Raw genomic sequence first — 15,004 nt, 5'->3', positions numbered from 1 at the left:
CGCATCCCGGCAGTCAGCCCTCCAGCGCGGCGTCGAGCGAAATGTCGGCGCGCAGCACCTTGGATACCGGGCATCCCTGCTTGGTCTCCTGCGCGATGCGCTGGAAGGTGTCGGCGTCGGCGCCGGGCACGCGGGCGCGGCAGTTCAAGGCAATGGTGGTGATGGCGAAACCCTCGCCCTGCTTGTCCAGCGTCACCTCGGCCCGTGTCTCGATCCGCTCCGGCGTCAGCCCGGCATTGCCCAGGCCCAGCGACAGCGCCATCGAGAAGCAGCCGGCCAGCGCCGCGCCGACCAGTTCCTCCGGATTGGTGCCGGGGCCGTCCTCGAAACGCGACTTGAAACCGAACGGCGCCTCGCGCATCACGCCGGTCTGGGTGGAGATGGTGCCCTGGCCGTCCTTCAGGCCGCCGGACCATGTGGCGGAGGCGGATTTCTTCATGGGGTTCTCCCGTTGTTCGGATGGACGAACCAGTGTGGGCCTGCTGTCATTCAGGACGCGCGAACGCGCGCCCGCGCCCGCTTCACGCGCGTTTTGCCGCCGTCAGTCGTAAGCTCGCGGCTTTCCCTTCCCGAGCATCGGCATGAGCTTCGACATCCGGCACGACCCTGCCGCGCAGCGCTTCGAAACCGTGGTGGACGGCCAGCATTGCGAGCTGGATTACCGCCTCGCCGGCAAGGTCATGACGATCACCCACACCGGCGTGCCGGGGCCTGTGGAGGGCCGTGGCATTGCCTCGGCGCTGACCCAGGCCGCGATGGAAACCGCGCGGGCCGAGGGCTGGTCGGTGATCCCCGCCTGCGCCTATGCCGCCTCGTGGCTGCGTCGGCATCCGGAGTTCGCCGACCTGCGCGCCTGATTCCGCGCCCGATCGTTGTGTCCGCCTCGCCGCATCGGCCACACTGGGTTGACGCAACGACGGCGAGAGACCGATGAGTGGTTCCGATCCCCACGGCATGCAGCATCGTCGCCGCGGTCTCGTTCATGCCTTGCGCGCGCGTCGCTCGCTGGCCGTCGGTGGCGCGCTGCTGCTGATGGTGGCCGTGGCGGCATGGAGCCTGGGCATGCATCCGGCGCCGGCGTTCCTGCTCGGTTTCGATGCCGGCGCGCTGGCATTCATGGGCCTGCAGCTGTGGGAGTTCAACACGGCCACGCCGACCAGCATGCGCAAGAAGGCGCGCCACCAGGACGCCGGGCGCTGGGGCATCCTCTGGAGCGGCGTGGCGATCTCGACGGTGGTGCTGGTGGCGCTGGGCACCGAACTGGAGGCCGGCAAGACCGGCGGACTGGTCGCGATCGTGGTTTCCGCCGCGAGCATCATGCTCAGCTGGGGCTTCCTCAACACGCTGTTCGCGCTGCACTACGCGCACGGCTATTACGGCGACTACGGCGAGGAGCACAGGGGTCTGGACTTCCCCGGCGGCGGCGAGCCCGGCTATTGGGACTTCGCGTATTTCGCAGTGGTGATCGGCATGACCTTCCAGGTTTCGGACGTCCAGGTGACCAGCCGCGAGTTGCGCCGGATGGTGCTGGTGCACGGTGTGATCGCGTTCTTCTTCAACGTGTTCATCGTGGCGGTCAGCGTGAACATCCTGGCGGGGCGAGGCTTGTAGGCGAGGCTCCGCAAGGTGGGCTTCAGCCCACCCATCCTGGCCGGGGATCAGGGCGGTGGGTCGGAGCCCACCCTTCGCGCCACGTCAGTCGCGGAAGTTGTCGAACTGCAGCGGCAGCTCCACCTCGGACTTGCGCAGCAGCGCCATCGCCAGCTGCAGGTCGTCACGCTTCTTGCCCGTCACGCGCAGCTTGTCGCCGTTGATCTGCGCCTCGACCTTGAGCTTGGCGGCCTTGAGCTCAGCCACCAGCTTCTTGGCCATCGCCTGCTCGATGCCCTGCTTGACGGTGACCTTCTGCCGCGCACCGCCCAGGTTCACTTCCGGCTCGGCCACGTCCAGCGCGCGGATGTCGATTTTCCGCGAGGTCAGTCGTCCGCGCAGGATGTCCAGCATCTGCTGCAGCTGGAAGCCGCTCGGCGCGCGCTGGGTGATCACGTAGCCGTCCAGTTCGAACACCGCATCGGTGCCCTTGAAATCGAAGCGGCTGGCCAGCTCGCGGTTGGCCTGGTCGACCGCGTTGGTGAGTTCGTGCTTGTCCACTTCGGAGACGACGTCGAAGGAGGGCATGGTGGGGCACCTTGAGGGTTGGAAAGCGGAAAGTGTAAGCGCTCGGCCATAATGCGCGACCGGCGCCCGGTGCGCGCTCCCTGCCGATCCATGAAAACCGACGTCCTCATCATCGGCGCGGGTGCCGCCGGCCTCATGTGCGCGATCACCGCCGGCCAGCGCGGAAGGCGTGTGCTGGTGCTCGATCACGCGAACAAGCCAGGCAAGAAGATCCTGATGTCCGGCGGCGGGCGCTGCAATTTCACCAACCTGGGCGTGACGCCGGCCAATTACCTGTCGGCCAACCCGCATTTCGCCAAGTCCGCGTTGGCGCGCTACACGCCGGCCGACTTCATCGCACTGGTCGAGAAGCACCGCATCGCCTACCACGAGAAGGAGCTCGGCCAGCTGTTCTGCGACGACTCCTCCAAGCAGATCGTGCGCATGCTGCTGGACGAGTGCGCGGCCGCCGGCGTGCGGGTGGAGACCGGTTGCGCGGTGGAGCGCGTGCGCCACGGAGAGACCGGTTTCAGCGTGACCACCGCGCGCGGCGAGGTGCACGCCGAGGCGCTGGTAGTCGCCAGCGGCGGCCTGTCGATCCCCAGCATGGGCGCGACCGGGTTCGGCTACGAACTGGCGCGCCAGTTCGGCCACGCCGTGCGGCCCACGCGCGCGGGCCTGGTGCCGCTGACGTTGAGCGGCAAGCACCAGGAGCGCTACGCCGACCTGGCCGGCGTGGCATTGCCGGCCGAGGCGCGCTGCGGGCGGCAGGCGTTCCGCGCCGGGTTGTTGTTCACCCACCGGGGCATCAGCGGGCCGTCGATCCTGCAGATCTCCTCCTACTGGCAGCCGGGCGAGGAACTGCGGCTGGACCTGCTGCCCGACCGCGACGCCGCCGACTGGCTGCCCGGCCAGCGCGTGGCGCGTCCGGCGGCGGAACTGAAGACCGTGCTGGGCGACGCGCTGCCCAAGCGGCTGGCGCAGCGGCTGTGCGAACTCGACTTCGGCAACCGCCCGATGCGCCAGTACCGCGAGGCGGAGCTGGCCGCGATCGGCGCCCGCCTGAACGATTGGCCGCTGGTCGCCAGCGGCACCGAGGGCTACCGCACGGCGGAGGTGACGCTGGGTGGCGTGGACACCGACGGGCTGTCCTCCAGCACCATGCAGTCCAGGCTCGTGCCGGGGCTTTATTTCATCGGCGAGGTGGTCGATGTGACCGGCTGGCTGGGCGGCTACAACTTCCAGTGGGCGTGGGCTTCTGGGCATGCGGCCGGCGAAGTGGCGTGAGCCGTGCGCCGGAACCGGGGGCCGGCTTTTGCGCGCCTTCAACACCGCCGGTGTTCCATTACCGGGTCGCGCCAACAGGAGAACTTCCTTGAACATCGGCTTCCTCGGCCTGGGCGCCATGGGCAGCGCCATGGCCAGCAACCTCCTCGCGGCGGGCCACACGCTGACGGTGTGGAACCGCTCCGAAGGCCCCACCGAGCCATTGGCCTCGCTCGGCGCCAGGGTCGTCCGCACGCCCGGGCGGGCGGTGCAGGGCCAGGTCGTGCACAGCATGCTGGCCAACGACCAGGCGGTGCGGGAGGTGTTCCTGGACGGTGGCGTACTGGACGAAATGGACCGGGGCACCGTGCACGTCAACCACGCCACCATCTCCGTGGCGCTGGCGCGCGAGCTGGCGGTGGAGCACGCGCGGCGCGGGCTGGGCTACGTCGCCGCGCCGGTGTTCGGCCGACCGGACATGGCTGCGGCGGCCAAGCTCAACATCGTGGTGGCCGGGCATGCGCACGTGGTCGAGACCGTGCGCCCGTTGCTGGAAGCGCTGGGCAGTCGGCTGTGGCCGGTAGGCGAGGCGCCCGAGCGCGCGAACGTGGTCAAGCTCGCCGGCAACTTCATGCTGGCCTCGGCGATCGAAAGCATGGCCGAAGCCAGCGCGCTCACGCGGGCGCATGGCGTCAGTGCCGCCGACTTCCTGGAGATAATGACAAGCACGCTGTTCGCCGCGCCGGCCTACCAGGGCTACGGCCGGCTGATCGCCGAGGAGCGCTACACGCCGCCGGGCTTCGCGCTGCCGCTGGGGCTGAAGGACGTGAACCTCGCGCTCGCCGCGGGCGAGGCGGCACGCGTGCCGTTGCCGTTCGCCGGCGTGGTGCGCGATGCGCTGATCGAAGCGCTCGCGGGCGGCGGTGAAGGACTGGACTGGGCGGCGCTGGCGCAGGTGGCCGCGCGCCGCGCGCAACTGGAGTGACCGCAAGGCGAGCCTACCGGCACGGGTGGCGATCCGGGCCGCCCCCTGCGACCGCTACGCCACCTACGGATGCTTCGGGCGCTGTTGCAGCCAGCGGTCCAGTTGGTTGGCGAACGCCTGCCGGTCGCGCGCATGAAATGTCGCCGGCCCGCCGGTATCCACGCCTGCGCCGCGCAACTCGTCCATGAAATTGCGCATCGACAGGCGCTGGGCGATGGTCTCGCGGGTATAGAGCTCGCCGCGCGGGTGCAGTGCCAGCGCGCCCTTGTCGATTGCCTGCGCGGCCAGCGGGATGTCCTGCGTCACCACCAGGTCACCTGACGAGAGGCGCTGGACGATCTCGTTGTCCGCCACGTCGAAGCCGCCGGCGACCTGGATCGCGCGCACCCATCGCGTGGGCGGCGTGCGCAGCATCTGGTTGGCGACCAGCGTGACCATCACCTGTGCGCGCTCGGCCGCGCGGAACAGGATCTCCTTGATCGGCCCCGGGCAGGCGTCGGCATCGACCCAGATCTGCGCCGCGCTCACCCGCGGTTCCAGTGCAGCACACCATCGACCACCGTGCGTGCGCGGCCGCCGACCCAGATCGCGTCCGGTTCGATACGCGCCAGCAGCCGCGCGTCATGGCCCATCTCGCGGCCCTGGCTGATCGCATAGCCGCGCGAGAGCGCACCCTGCGGTTCGGCCTGCGCGATGTAGGCGGCGATCAGGCCGTTGGCGGCGCCGGAGGCCGGATCCTCGACGATGCCGACGCCGGCGGGAAACGCGCGCACCACCAGCGGGTAATCCTCCGACGAACTGCGCGCGAACACGCACAGGCCCATGCTGCCGGTGGCGCGTGCGAGCGCGCCGATGGCGCTATGGTCGGGCAGCCAGCCGCGCAGGCCCGCTTCGTCCGCGACTTCGGCCAGCCACCAGCGGCGGCCGCCATCGACCAGCGCCGGTGGCAGGGTGCCCAGGTCGATGCCGGCGAGCGTGGCCGCAAGCAAAGGGTGTGCGTCGCGCCCGGTGGCGAGCACTTGCTCGCCGGGCGACTTCAGCAGCAGGTCGCGCGCCTCGCCCTCGCCCTCGACGCGGATCGGCAGCACGCCGGCGCCACATTCCTGCCAGAGCACGCCATCGACCGGTTGTGCGAGTCCGCAGGCCAGCACCGCGTGCGCGCTGCCGATGCTCGGGTGGCCGGCGAACGGGATCTCGTGCTGCGGGGTGAAGATGCGCACGCGGTAGCTCGACCGCGGCGTCGAGGGCGGCAGCAGGAACGTGGTCTCCACCAGCGCGGTCCAGCGTGCGAAACGTTGCATCTCCTCGTCGCTCCATCCACGCGCGTCGGTGACCACGCCAAGGTGGTTGCCCCCGCCACAGGTGGCGGCAAAGACGTCCAGATGCAGGTAGCGGATCGGTGCCATGCGTTTCCGTGGGGAGCGGGGCGGATAAGGGCGCGCATGATACGCCCTGGTGTCGCACCGGTGGCCGCGCGAGTCGACAAGGGGCATGGGTGACGCCAAGATGGACGGTCCGCCGTTCATCAGGAAGCCCCAGCGATCATGATCACCCTGGCCATCATCGCCGTCACCTGCGTCGTCTCGTTCCTGGCTTTCAACAAGCCCAAGCTGATGGACGACCTGATCCTGTGGCCGCCGGCGATCCAGCGCCATCGCGAATACCACCGGCTGGTGACCTACGGGCTGGTCCACGCGGACTTCGGCCACCTCTTGTTCAACATGCTGACGCTGTTCTTCTTCGGGCGCGCCATCGAGAGCGTGTATGCCGAGGAGCTTGGCCGGTTTGGTTTCCTGCTGTTCTACATCGGCGGCCTGGTGGTCTCGATCCTGCCGACCTACATCAAGAACCGGCGCAACCCGAACTATCACAGCCTGGGCGCCTCGGGGGCAGTCTCGGCGGCGTTGTTCGCCTTCATCCTCTTCGCGCCGTGGGCCCGCATCATCGTGTTCGTGCTGCCGATGCCGGCCATCCTCTACGCGGTGCTCTACGTCGGCTACTCGATCTACATGGACCGGGCCGGCCGCGACAATATCAACCACAGCGCCCATCTGTGGGGCGCCGCCTACGGCGTGATCTTCACCTTGCTGATCAAGCAAGGGTTGTTTACTTACTTCCTTGCGCAGCTCGTGAATCCACGCATGTAGGAGGCCAATGCCCGCGCCAGGGAACAGCCAGCGACGACCCTTCTTCGTGGTGCTCAACCGCCGCTCCGGCAGCGGCGATGGCGGTGCCACGGAAGAGGCCATCCGCGGCGCACTCGATGCCACGGGGCATCCCTACCGGCTGTTCTGCGCGAAGCACCCCCGCCACCTGGGCGAGCTGGCGGGGCAGGCGGTGGAAGCGGCCCGGGCGCAGGGGGGCGCAGTGGTCGTCGCCGGCGGCGACGGCACCATCAACGCGGTGGTGCAGGCGGTGCTGCCCAGCGGCCTGCCGCTGGGCGTGCTGCCGCAGGGCACGTTCAACTTTTTCGGCCGGTGCCACGGCCTGCCCGAGGGCGATGCCGGCGAGGGGATACGCGGCCTGCTCGGCGCGCAGGAAAGGCCGGTGCAGGTGGGGCTGGTCAACGATCGCGTGTTCCTGGTCAACGCGAGCCTGGGGCTCTACCCCGAGCTGCTGGAACGGCGCGAACAGGACAAGCGCCGCTTCGGACGCCACCGCCTGGTCGCGCTGCTGTCGGGCCTGCGCGCGCTGCTGGGCAGCTACCCGGACCTGCGCCTGTCGCTCTGCGAGGACGGCCAGTGGCAGGTGCGGCGCAGCACCACCCTGGTCGTGGGCAACAACCGCCTGCAGCTGGAGAGCATCGGCATCCCCGAGGCCGACGCCGTGACCCGCGGCGCGCTGGTCGGCATCGTGCTGCCGCCCCTTGCACGCTGGCACATGATCCTCACGGCGATCCGCGGCCTGTCCGGCCATCTGGGCGACGTCGAGAAGGTCGACAACTTCGCCTTCACCGAACTCGAAGTGGCCTTGCCGCGGCGGCGGGAGCTCAAGCTCGCGATCGACGGGGAGATCGTCCGTCTGCCGTTGCCGCTGCGTTTCCGGGTTGCGCCGCAGGCGCTCCGGCTGCTGGTGCCGCGGAACCGGAGCGACCGGTGAGCGTGTTGTTGCACATGTCCGATTCGCATTTCGGCACCGAGCGCGCGGCGGTGCTGGATGCGCTGAGGGGATTGATCCGGGACAGCCGACCGGCACTGGTAGTGCTCTCGGGCGACCTGACCCAGCGCGCACGACCGGCGCAGTTCGCCGCCGCGCGCGACTTCGTCGCAAGCCTGCCCGCGCCGTTCCTGGCGATCCCCGGCAACCATGACATCCCGCTGTATGCCCTGGGCACCCGCCTGCGGGCACCGTACGCGCGCTATGCAGCGGCGTTCGGCAACGAGCTGGAGCCGGCATGGTCGTCGGCGGAATGGCTGGTGCTGGGGGTCAACACCACGCGTTGGTGGCGGCACAAGCAGGGCGAGGTGTCGCCGGCGCAGATCGAGCGGGTGGCGGCGCGCCTGCGCCAGGCCGCTCCGGGGCAGACGAGGGTGGTGGTCGTGCACCAGCCGATGGCGGTGATCGACGAGTCCGACCGGCGCAACCTGCTGAGAGGACACGCGCAGGCGGCCGGCGCCTGGGCAGCCGCTGGCGCGCAACTGGTGCTGGGTGGCCATATCCACTTGCCCTACGTGCGACCGCTGCCCGAACCGGGCGGCCGCCCCCTGTGGGTCGTGCAGGCCGGCACCGCGGTTTCGCACAGGGTACGGGGCGACATCCCCAACTCGGTCAACCTGCTCCGCCGCGATGGCAGCTCCGATACCTGCACGGCGGAGCGCTGGGACTACGACGCCAACTCCGGGGCGTTCGTCTGCCACGAGCGGCAGCCACTCGCGCTGCGCGTCCCGCATGCATCCTGAATTGCCAGGCGCTTCATGCCGCAATCGCGCATGACAGCGGAAGATGCCCGCGCAATACTGGACGTGCAGGTCTTTCCGCCGCGTGCTGGGAGCATGTCAACGCGGGCAAGGCTGCACTGACCACCGCAGGAGTGATGACGCATGGCAACGACCCGCACGTCGGCCGCGAAGAAATCCGCGGCCAAGAAGGCAGCCGCCGGCAGCAAGGCGACCAAGAAGACCGCCGCCGCGAAGGCCGGCATCAAGACACCGATCAACCGCACCGCCGCCCGTCCGGCCGCAAAGAAGGCCGCGGGCAAGGGTTCGGCCTCCCGGTCGGCAACCGCATCGAAGAAATCGCCGGCCAAAAAGGTGACGGCGAAGAAGGCGGCTCCGAAGAAGGCATCCGCCAGGAAGGCGGCTCCGAAGAAGGCAGTCGCGAAGAAAGCGGCACCGAAAAAGACCCTCGCCAGGAAGGCGGCACCGAAGAAGGCCATCGCCAAAAAGGCAGCATCGAAGAAGGCCATCCGGAAGCCGGCGGCGAAGAAAACCGCATTGAAAAAAGCGGCCACCAGGAAGAGCACGCCAGCGTCGGCCAGCAAGAAGGTCACCAAGCCCTCGCCGACCAAAGCGGCCACCCGCACCGGCGGCATGGCGGCGAAGGCCACGGGCAAGCCGGTGGCGAAGAAGGCCTCCTCCGCGTCGAAGCCCAGCCGGCCGGGCAGCGCCAAGCCCGCCGCCAGCAAGGCAGCGGCGCCGCGCAATGCCCCCCCCGCGATCCAGCACATCAGCCCGGAAGAGGCGGTGGCGCACATCCAGGCGCTGCTCGATGCGAAGCAGGAACGCACCCGGCAGGCGTCGAGCCGTCCGGCGGATGGACAGCCGAGGCCACACGGCGAATCGGCCATCCATACGCCCGAGAGCCCGCAGCTGCCCAGCGATGCGCCCAAGACCACCATTCCGGTGCACACCGGACAGCGCGGCGCCAAGGTCTGACGCCAGGTCACCCTGCCGCCGCGCCCGCGCATCAGCCGGGCGCGGCGCTCAGGGCGCATTCAAACCGCCGCGACTAGCGTGATCCCCGTGACAGCAGTCACGGAGGTGAGCCCATGAAACGCATGCTTGCAGGACTGGCGCTGGTGCTTGGCACGGCGGCGCTGTCGGGTTGCTATTACGACCCCGGTTACAGCTACGTGCGCAGCAACGGCTATCAGGGCGATGCCTACTACGGCGAGGGTCCCTCGGTGATCTACGAGCCGGACTACTACGGTTACGGCGGCTACTACGGGCCCGGCTGGGGCTATGGCTGCTGCTATTCCTCCGGCGTGAGCGTCGGCATCAGCGGTACCTGGCGCGGCGATTCGCACCACTACCGTGGCCGCGACTGGAGCCGCGAGCGCCATGACTACCGCGACGACAGGCATGATCGTCGCGAGTGGCGCGGCCGGGAAGACCGCGGCCATGACCGCGGCGACTGGCGCGGGCGACGCGGGCACGATCGCGACTGACCGGCGCGCCGCGACTCGTGCCCGAAGCGTCCGCTTGGCACAATCGCGGCATGCCTTCTCCAACCCTTCGCGGGCGCCCTGCGCGCCTGGCTACTGTCGCGTTGTGCCTCCTGCTCGGCGGCTGCGGCAGCCTGCGCTATTACGCCCACGTCGCTCATGGGCAGGCGTCGTTGCTGATGCACCGCCGCCCGATCGCCAAGGTGCTGCAGGACCCGGCCACCGACCCGACGTTGGCCCGTCGCCTGCGCCTGGCGGCCCAGGCGCGGCGGTTCGCTTCCGCGGCGCTGGCGCTGCCGGACAACCGCAGCTACACCAGCTACGTGGACCTGCACCGCCCTTACGTCGCCTGGAACGTGTTCGCCACGCCGCCGTATTCGGTCGAAGCCCTGCCGCAGTGTTTTCCCATCGCCGGTTGCGTGGCCTACCGTGGCTATTTCGACCAGTCCCGCGCGCGGGTTCGCGCGGCGGAGCTGAAGGCGCAAGGCGAGGATGTGTGGATCGGGCCCGTGCCGGCGTATTCGACGCTGGGCTGGTTCGCCGATCCGATCGTCTCCAGCATGCTGCGCTGGGACGACGACGACGTGGCCGGCACCATCTTTCATGAGCTCGCGCACCAGCGGCTGTACGTGAAGGGCGACACGGCGTTCAATGAATCCTTCGCCAGCTTCGTCGAGCAGGAGGGTCTGCGCCAGTGGCGCAAGGCGCGCGGCTTGCCGCCCCCCGGCTCGCGCGATCAGGCGATGGAGCACGGCTTCACCGCACTGGTGCTGGACCTGCGCGAGCGGCTAAGGCGGCTGTACGCAAGTCGGGACGATCCGGCCAAGCTGGCGCGCGGCAAGCAGGCGCAGGTCGACGCGTTCCGTCGCCGCTACGCGCAGTGGCGCGACAGCCGGTGGTCCGGCGACCGCCGCTACGACGCCTGGGTGGAAGCGCCGATCAACAACGCCAAGCTGTTGCCCTTTGGCCTGTACGACCGCTGGACGGGCGCCTTCGCGGTGCTGTTCGAACAGGCGGAACGGCAGTGGGGCGCGTTCTATGCCGCGGTCGGTACGTTGGCGGAGAAGCCCGAGGCAGAACGGACGCGCGAACTCGAGCATCTGGCTGCTGCGAAGAACCATGCTCCCTGATCGGCCCGCCCGCCGGCCGGCCCGCTCCGGCCTGCGGCCTGGCCAGGCGGTGCGGGCGGAGCAGGATGCCTGAGGCCTGCATGGCGCTGCGCCTTGCACCCGCCCGCCACGCCCCAACGTCGAAGCCATGGCCGATACCACCGTTCCCCACTTCTTCGAGCAGTTCCCCATGCGCCGCGTGCTCGAGTCGGAACTCGATGCCGCGCTGTCCGAATCCGCCCGGGACCTGACCGTCCTGTTCCTGTGGGGCCGCGATTGCCCCAATTGCGATATCGCCAAGCGAGCCATGCTGCTGGCGCGCGAACGCTTCCAGTGGTCGCGCGTGCAATGGCTGCACGACAACGTCTACGAGGATCCCGGCATGGCCACCCGCTTCGGCTTGCACGGCATCCCGGCGTTCTTCGTGTTCGCCGGTTCCCGCAAGCTCGGGCGCATCACCAGCTGGCCGGGCGCCGACGCCTTCGTGCATGCGATCGACACCCAGCTCGCCGCGCTGGCGTCGCCGCAGGGATAATGCGTCCGATCCGGCCATGTGCCGGTTCCCGCCAGGCCAGCGCATGATCGTCCAGTCCCTGCTCGACACCGACCTGTACAAGTTCTCGATGATGCAGGTGGTGTTGCACCACTACCCCGCGGCGCACGTCGAGTACCGCTTCAAGTGCCGTACGCCGGGCATCGACCTGGTGCCGTGCATCGACGAGATCCGCGCCGAGCTCGACGCGCTGTGCGGCCTGCGCTTCACGCGCGACGAGCTCGACTACCTGCGCGGCTGGCGCTACATCAAGAGCGACTTCGTCGACTTCCTGGGCTTGTTCCAGCTCAACGCCAAGTACGTGGAGATCGCCCCTTCGCCGGCGGCCAACGGCGAGATCGATATCCACATCCGCGGACCGTGGCTGCACACGATCCTGTTCGAGGTGCCGCTGCTGGCGATCGTCAACGAGGTGTACTTCCGCCGCACCCGCCCGGGCCTAGATCTCGCCGAGGGCCGCGCGCGGCTCGAGGCCAAGATCGAGCTGCTGCGCGCGGACCGGGAGTACGCCGACTGCCGCATCGCCGACTACGGCACGCGCCGGCGCTTCTCGCGCGAATGGCACGAGGAAGTGGTGCGCACGCTGCGCGACGGCCTCGGCGAGCAACTGGCCGGCACCAGCAACGTGTGGATGGCGTGGAAGCTCGGGCTCACTCCGCTGGGCACGCTGGCCCACGAGTACTTGCAGGCGCACCAGGCCCTGGGCCCGCGGCTGCGCGATTCGCAGCGCGTGGCGCTGGAAACCTGGGCGAAGGAGTACCGCGGCGACCTCGGTATCGCTCTATCGGACGTTTACGGTCTGGACGCCTTCCTGCGCGACTTCGACATGTATTTCTGCAAGCTCTTCGACGGTACCCGGCACGATTCGGGAGATCCGTTCGTCTGGGGCGAAAAGGTGCTGGCGCACTACCGCGCCAACCGCGTCGATCCGCGCACCAAGATACTGGTGTTCAGCGACGCGCTGGACATGCCACGCGTGATGCAGCTCTACCGCCACTTCCACGGACGCTGCCAGCTGGCGTTCGGCGTCGGCACCAACCTGACCAACGACGTGGGGCCCACGCCGCTGCAGATCGTGATCAAGATGGTCCGCTGCAACGACCAGCCGGTGGCCAAGCTCAGCGATTCGCCGGGCAAGAACATGTGCGAGGACCCGGCCTACGTGGCTTACCTGCGGCAGGTGTTCGACATCCCGCCGGAAGCCTGAGTCGCTACAGCCCGATGTGGCGCTCGCGGCGCGCACGCACGCGCACATGCCGGCGCGGCGCCTCGCGGCATGCCGCGTAGGCCAGCAACACGAGGGTGGCGAGCGCAACCAGGGCGGAAAGGACGAGGTGCATCACGGCAGCATCGCCTCCGGACCGCACGTCGGGAAATGACCATCGCTCATGTGCATATGCCGCTGGCGGCGTAGACTCGCCGACACCTTACGGGAGCCCGTGCATGAGCAGCGTCTACGACTTTTCCGCCCGCGACATCGATGGCCAGGAGCGCTCGCTCGCCGAGTGGCGCGGGCGCTGGCTGCTGGTCGTCAACGTCGCTTCCAAGTGCGGCTTCACCCCGCAATACACCGGACTGGAGGCGCTGTGGCGGGAGTGGCGCGAGCGTGGACTGACGGTGCTCGGTTTTCCGTGCGACCAGTTCGGCCACCAGGAGCCAGGCGACGGGGCGGAGATCCGCCAGTTCTGCAGCCTCAACTATGAGGTGAGTTTTCCGCTGTTCGCCAAGATCGAGGTCAACGGCGCCGATGCGCATCCGCTCTACCGCTGGCTCAAGCGCGAGGGCAAGGGCGTGCTCGGCAGCGAGGCGATCAAGTGGAACTTCACCAAGTTCCTGGTCGATCCCGAGGGGCAGGTCGTCAGGCGCTACGCGCCGACGGATACGCCGGAGAAGATCGGCGCGGATCTGGCGAAGCGGGTCAAGGGCTGATTCCTCCGCCGCGGTCGCGCCCGAGGGCGCTCCTACTGGGATCGTTCGCTCAGCTCGGCAAGCAGGACGGCGATCGCATCGACGTCCGCGCTGGCCGATACCCCCTGCGGCGGCACGTAGTCGTTGAGCAGGATCGCGAACGCCAGGTGTTCGCCCGCCGCGCTGGTGACATAGCCGGCCAGGCAGTTCACGTACGTCATGCTGCCGGTCTTGGCGTGCACGTTGCCTGCGGCAAGCGTGCCGCGCATGCGCCCGGCCAGCGTGCCGTCGACGCCGGCCACCGGCAGCATGTCGCGCAGGTGGCCGGCGCCCGCCCCGTTGGCGAGGAAGGCTAGCAGTCGCACCAGCGCGTTCGGCGTGGCGAGGTCGCGCCGGGACAGTCCGGTGCCTTCGCCGATCAGGCTGACCGAGGGCGGGATGCCGATGCGATCGAGCAGCTGATGCAGCGCGTGGATGCCCCAGTCGGCCGCACTGAGGAACCCGGTGGGTGCGGCCGGGTCGTTAGCCGCCGCGGCGTGGGCACGCGCGCCGGCCAGCTGCAGCAGGTTCTGCAGATAGAGGTTCTGCGAGCGCTTGAGGCCCTCGCGCAGCAATGTCGCCAGTGGCGGCGACTCCAGCTGGGCCAGCACGCGCGTGCCCGCCTGCAGCGTCGCATCCTGCTGCGGCCAGTAGAGCACGCGCACTTCGCCATCGACATCGATGCCGCGTCGCTCCAGCGCCCGCAGGAGCGTCTGGCCGGCCAGCCGTGCCGGGTCGGCGATGGCCAGATGGAAGCTTCGCGGTGATGACTGCGCCGGTACCGAGCCGAAGGCGTGCAGAAGCAGGTCGCCGGGATCGCGGTAAAGGTTGACGTCGCTCGCGGTGCCGGCCGGTACAGTGAGCAGGCGGTTATCCAGCGGCATCGCCGCGCCGGCGGGATCGAAAGCCAGTCCGGCCGGCTCGCCTGCGCGTGCCGCAGGCGTCACCGTCAGCTGGAACTGGTTTTCGTACACGCTCAACGCCGAGGCCGGGGCGGCGAAGCCGGCAAGCAGGTCGAACGCTTCCCAGCCGTTGCCGATCGCCGGTCCGGCGAAATAGGTGGCATCGGCCACCAGGTCGCCGTGTACGCGGCGTACGCCCTTGGCCGCCAGCTGATCGGCCAGCGCGTCGGCCCAGCCCGCGGTGGACGGATCGGTGCCGAGCGACGGATCGCCCATGCCGTAGAGCACCAGTGGCCCCTGCACGCGCCCGCGTTTTTCCGGGGTGGCGCCCAGCACGCGGGTGGGAATGCGGTAGCCGGCATCCAGGCTGTTCAGTACCAGCGCCGCGGTGAACAGCTTGGTGGCCGATGCGGGCTGGAAAAGCTTGTCGGCGTCGTGCACGTACAAGGTGCGGCCGCTGTCCAGCGAGACCACGGCGATGCCCCAGCGCGCGGCGGCGAAACGCGGTTGGGCGATGTGCGCATCGATGGCCGCGCGCGTGGCGTGCAGGTCCATCGCCATGGAGTGCAATGGCAACAGGACGAGGGCGAGCAGGAAAGGCAAGCGGGCAATCTTCATGCCCGAAGTATCGCAACCACGGCGCAACGGCGCAGGCCGGTGTGACAGGCCCTCGACCGTGAGCTGTTAAACTGGCCCATTCAC

The 15,004-nt window shown here is 69.2% G+C and carries 19 protein-coding genes; 13 read left to right on the top strand and 6 right to left on the bottom strand.

Features of this window, described 5'->3' with window-relative positions; translation table 11 throughout:
* Positions 1-13 precede the first annotated feature (13 nt).
* The gene (locus ACFWZ1_RS13095) at positions 14-439 is read right to left on the bottom strand and encodes an OsmC family protein (RefSeq protein ID WP_439666728.1); all 426 of its coding nucleotides are present in this window, start codon (positions 437-439) and stop codon (positions 14-16) included.
* Between the two features lie 142 nt (positions 440-581).
* Between ACFWZ1_RS13095 and ACFWZ1_RS13090 the strand changes: the two genes are divergently transcribed.
* Positions 582-857, top strand: a complete 276-nt coding sequence (locus ACFWZ1_RS13090; RefSeq protein ID WP_231321165.1) for a GNAT family N-acetyltransferase — start codon at positions 582-584, stop codon at positions 855-857.
* 73 nt (positions 858-930) lie between these two features.
* Complete coding sequence (locus ACFWZ1_RS13085; RefSeq protein WP_439666727.1) at positions 931-1,611, top strand: DUF1345 domain-containing protein; 681 nt, start codon at positions 931-933, stop codon at positions 1,609-1,611.
* A gap of 84 nt (positions 1,612-1,695) precedes the next feature.
* Here ACFWZ1_RS13085 and ACFWZ1_RS13080 read toward each other — a convergent pair whose 3' ends face one another.
* Positions 1,696-2,178: a YajQ family cyclic di-GMP-binding protein gene (locus ACFWZ1_RS13080; RefSeq protein ID WP_439666726.1), complete on the bottom strand. Its 483-nt coding sequence runs from the start codon at positions 2,176-2,178 to the stop codon at positions 1,696-1,698.
* Between the two features lie 90 nt (positions 2,179-2,268).
* On the opposite strand from ACFWZ1_RS13080, the gene ACFWZ1_RS13075 reads away from it, so the two are divergent.
* Together ACFWZ1_RS13075 and ACFWZ1_RS13070 are read left to right on the top strand one after the other, a co-directional pair.
* On the top strand, positions 2,269-3,444 hold the full coding sequence (locus ACFWZ1_RS13075; protein WP_231321162.1) for an NAD(P)/FAD-dependent oxidoreductase: 1,176 nt from the start codon (positions 2,269-2,271) through the stop codon (positions 3,442-3,444).
* A gap of 88 nt (positions 3,445-3,532) precedes the next feature.
* Positions 3,533-4,408: an NAD(P)-dependent oxidoreductase gene (locus ACFWZ1_RS13070; protein WP_231321161.1), complete on the top strand. Its 876-nt coding sequence runs from the start codon at positions 3,533-3,535 to the stop codon at positions 4,406-4,408.
* A 63-nt stretch (positions 4,409-4,471) separates the two neighbouring features.
* Here the strand turns inward: ACFWZ1_RS13070 and ACFWZ1_RS13065 are convergent, their stop codons facing one another.
* Both ACFWZ1_RS13065 and ACFWZ1_RS13060 read right to left on the bottom strand, forming a co-directional pair.
* Positions 4,472-4,936, bottom strand: coding sequence for a YaiI/YqxD family protein (locus tag ACFWZ1_RS13065; protein WP_439666725.1), 465 nt, complete (start codon positions 4,934-4,936; stop codon positions 4,472-4,474).
* Entirely contained in the window at positions 4,933-5,814 is an 882-nt protein-coding gene (locus ACFWZ1_RS13060; RefSeq protein WP_439666724.1) for a PhzF family phenazine biosynthesis protein, read from the bottom strand. The genes ACFWZ1_RS13065 and ACFWZ1_RS13060 overlap by 4 nt, the downstream gene beginning before the upstream one ends.
* 138 nt (positions 5,815-5,952) lie before the next feature.
* On the opposite strand from ACFWZ1_RS13060, the gene ACFWZ1_RS13055 reads away from it, so the two are divergent.
* From ACFWZ1_RS13055 to pncB, 8 genes are all read left to right on the top strand, one after another.
* Positions 5,953-6,555 (top strand): rhomboid family intramembrane serine protease, encoded by a 603-nt coding sequence (locus ACFWZ1_RS13055; protein ID WP_439666723.1) that lies wholly within the window; start codon positions 5,953-5,955, stop codon positions 6,553-6,555.
* Positions 6,556-6,562: 7 nt separating this feature from the next.
* Positions 6,563-7,507, top strand: coding sequence for a diacylglycerol/lipid kinase family protein (locus ACFWZ1_RS13050; protein ID WP_439666722.1), 945 nt, complete (start codon positions 6,563-6,565; stop codon positions 7,505-7,507).
* The gene (locus ACFWZ1_RS13045; protein WP_439666721.1) at positions 7,504-8,307 is read left to right on the top strand and encodes a metallophosphoesterase family protein; all 804 of its coding nucleotides are present in this window, start codon (positions 7,504-7,506) and stop codon (positions 8,305-8,307) included. The genes ACFWZ1_RS13050 and ACFWZ1_RS13045 overlap by 4 nt, the downstream gene beginning before the upstream one ends.
* Positions 8,308-8,448: 141 nt before the next feature.
* Positions 8,449-9,282, top strand: a complete 834-nt coding sequence (locus ACFWZ1_RS13040) for a hypothetical protein (RefSeq protein WP_439666720.1) — start codon at positions 8,449-8,451, stop codon at positions 9,280-9,282.
* Between the two features lie 113 nt (positions 9,283-9,395).
* Entirely contained in the window at positions 9,396-9,794 is a 399-nt protein-coding gene (locus tag ACFWZ1_RS13035) for a hypothetical protein (RefSeq protein WP_231321149.1), read from the top strand.
* 50 nt (positions 9,795-9,844) lie between these two features.
* The gene (locus tag ACFWZ1_RS13030; RefSeq protein ID WP_439666719.1) at positions 9,845-10,921 is read left to right on the top strand and encodes an aminopeptidase; all 1,077 of its coding nucleotides are present in this window, start codon (positions 9,845-9,847) and stop codon (positions 10,919-10,921) included.
* Positions 10,922-11,048: 127 nt separating this feature from the next.
* Complete coding sequence (locus ACFWZ1_RS13025; protein WP_439666718.1) at positions 11,049-11,435, top strand: thioredoxin family protein; 387 nt, start codon at positions 11,049-11,051, stop codon at positions 11,433-11,435.
* Between the two features lie 43 nt (positions 11,436-11,478).
* Positions 11,479-12,660 carry a nicotinate phosphoribosyltransferase gene (pncB, locus tag ACFWZ1_RS13020; RefSeq protein WP_439666717.1) on the top strand — a complete coding sequence of 394 codons (1,182 nt, stop codon included), beginning with the start codon at positions 11,479-11,481 and terminating at the stop codon, positions 12,658-12,660.
* A gap of 4 nt (positions 12,661-12,664) precedes the next feature.
* Here pncB and ACFWZ1_RS13015 read toward each other — a convergent pair whose 3' ends face one another.
* The gene (locus tag ACFWZ1_RS13015; RefSeq protein ID WP_439666716.1) at positions 12,665-12,796 is read right to left on the bottom strand and encodes a hypothetical protein; all 132 of its coding nucleotides are present in this window, start codon (positions 12,794-12,796) and stop codon (positions 12,665-12,667) included.
* Between the two features lie 100 nt (positions 12,797-12,896).
* Here ACFWZ1_RS13015 and ACFWZ1_RS13010 point away from each other — a divergent pair, with 100 nt between their 5' ends.
* Positions 12,897-13,382: a glutathione peroxidase gene (locus tag ACFWZ1_RS13010; protein ID WP_439666715.1), complete on the top strand. Its 486-nt coding sequence runs from the start codon at positions 12,897-12,899 to the stop codon at positions 13,380-13,382.
* Between the two features lie 32 nt (positions 13,383-13,414).
* On the opposite strand, the gene dacB is transcribed toward ACFWZ1_RS13010, so the two are convergent.
* Positions 13,415-14,920, bottom strand: coding sequence for a D-alanyl-D-alanine carboxypeptidase/D-alanyl-D-alanine endopeptidase (gene dacB, locus ACFWZ1_RS13005; protein ID WP_439666714.1), 1,506 nt, complete (start codon positions 14,918-14,920; stop codon positions 13,415-13,417).
* Positions 14,921-15,004 lie beyond the last annotated feature (84 nt).

Source organism: Frateuria sp. GZRe14, from assembly GCF_051900395.1.
In the GTDB taxonomy this organism is placed as follows: domain Bacteria; phylum Pseudomonadota; class Gammaproteobacteria; order Xanthomonadales; family Rhodanobacteraceae; genus Frateuria_A; species Frateuria_A edaphi.
Note: the sequence above shows the minus strand (reverse complement) of the source record. Positions and strands in the feature narration are given on the sequence as shown.

Coding starts and splice junctions, on each gene's coding strand:
- ACFWZ1_RS13035 (WP_231321149.1), top strand. CDS start 9,396: ATGAAACGCATGCTTGCAGGACTGGCGCTGGTGCTTGGCACGGCGGCG.
- ACFWZ1_RS13025 (WP_439666718.1), top strand. CDS start 11,049: ATGGCCGATACCACCGTTCCCCACTTCTTCGAGCAGTTCCCCATGCGC.
- ACFWZ1_RS13090 (WP_231321165.1), top strand. CDS start 582: ATGAGCTTCGACATCCGGCACGACCCTGCCGCGCAGCGCTTCGAAACC.
- ACFWZ1_RS13010 (WP_439666715.1), top strand. CDS start 12,897: ATGAGCAGCGTCTACGACTTTTCCGCCCGCGACATCGATGGCCAGGAG.
- ACFWZ1_RS13095 (WP_439666728.1), bottom strand. CDS start 439: ATGAAGAAATCCGCCTCCGCCACATGGTCCGGCGGCCTGAAGGACGGC.
- ACFWZ1_RS13075 (WP_231321162.1), top strand. CDS start 2,269: ATGAAAACCGACGTCCTCATCATCGGCGCGGGTGCCGCCGGCCTCATG.
- ACFWZ1_RS13055 (WP_439666723.1), top strand. CDS start 5,953: ATGATCACCCTGGCCATCATCGCCGTCACCTGCGTCGTCTCGTTCCTG.
- dacB (WP_439666714.1), bottom strand. CDS start 14,920: ATGAAGATTGCCCGCTTGCCTTTCCTGCTCGCCCTCGTCCTGTTGCCA.
- ACFWZ1_RS13060 (WP_439666724.1), bottom strand. CDS start 5,814: ATGGCACCGATCCGCTACCTGCATCTGGACGTCTTTGCCGCCACCTGT.
- ACFWZ1_RS13050 (WP_439666722.1), top strand. CDS start 6,563: ATGCCCGCGCCAGGGAACAGCCAGCGACGACCCTTCTTCGTGGTGCTC.
- ACFWZ1_RS13085 (WP_439666727.1), top strand. CDS start 931: ATGAGTGGTTCCGATCCCCACGGCATGCAGCATCGTCGCCGCGGTCTC.
- ACFWZ1_RS13080 (WP_439666726.1), bottom strand. CDS start 2,178: ATGCCCTCCTTCGACGTCGTCTCCGAAGTGGACAAGCACGAACTCACC.
- ACFWZ1_RS13030 (WP_439666719.1), top strand. CDS start 9,845: ATGCCTTCTCCAACCCTTCGCGGGCGCCCTGCGCGCCTGGCTACTGTC.
- ACFWZ1_RS13040 (WP_439666720.1), top strand. CDS start 8,449: ATGGCAACGACCCGCACGTCGGCCGCGAAGAAATCCGCGGCCAAGAAG.
- pncB (WP_439666717.1), top strand. CDS start 11,479: ATGATCGTCCAGTCCCTGCTCGACACCGACCTGTACAAGTTCTCGATG.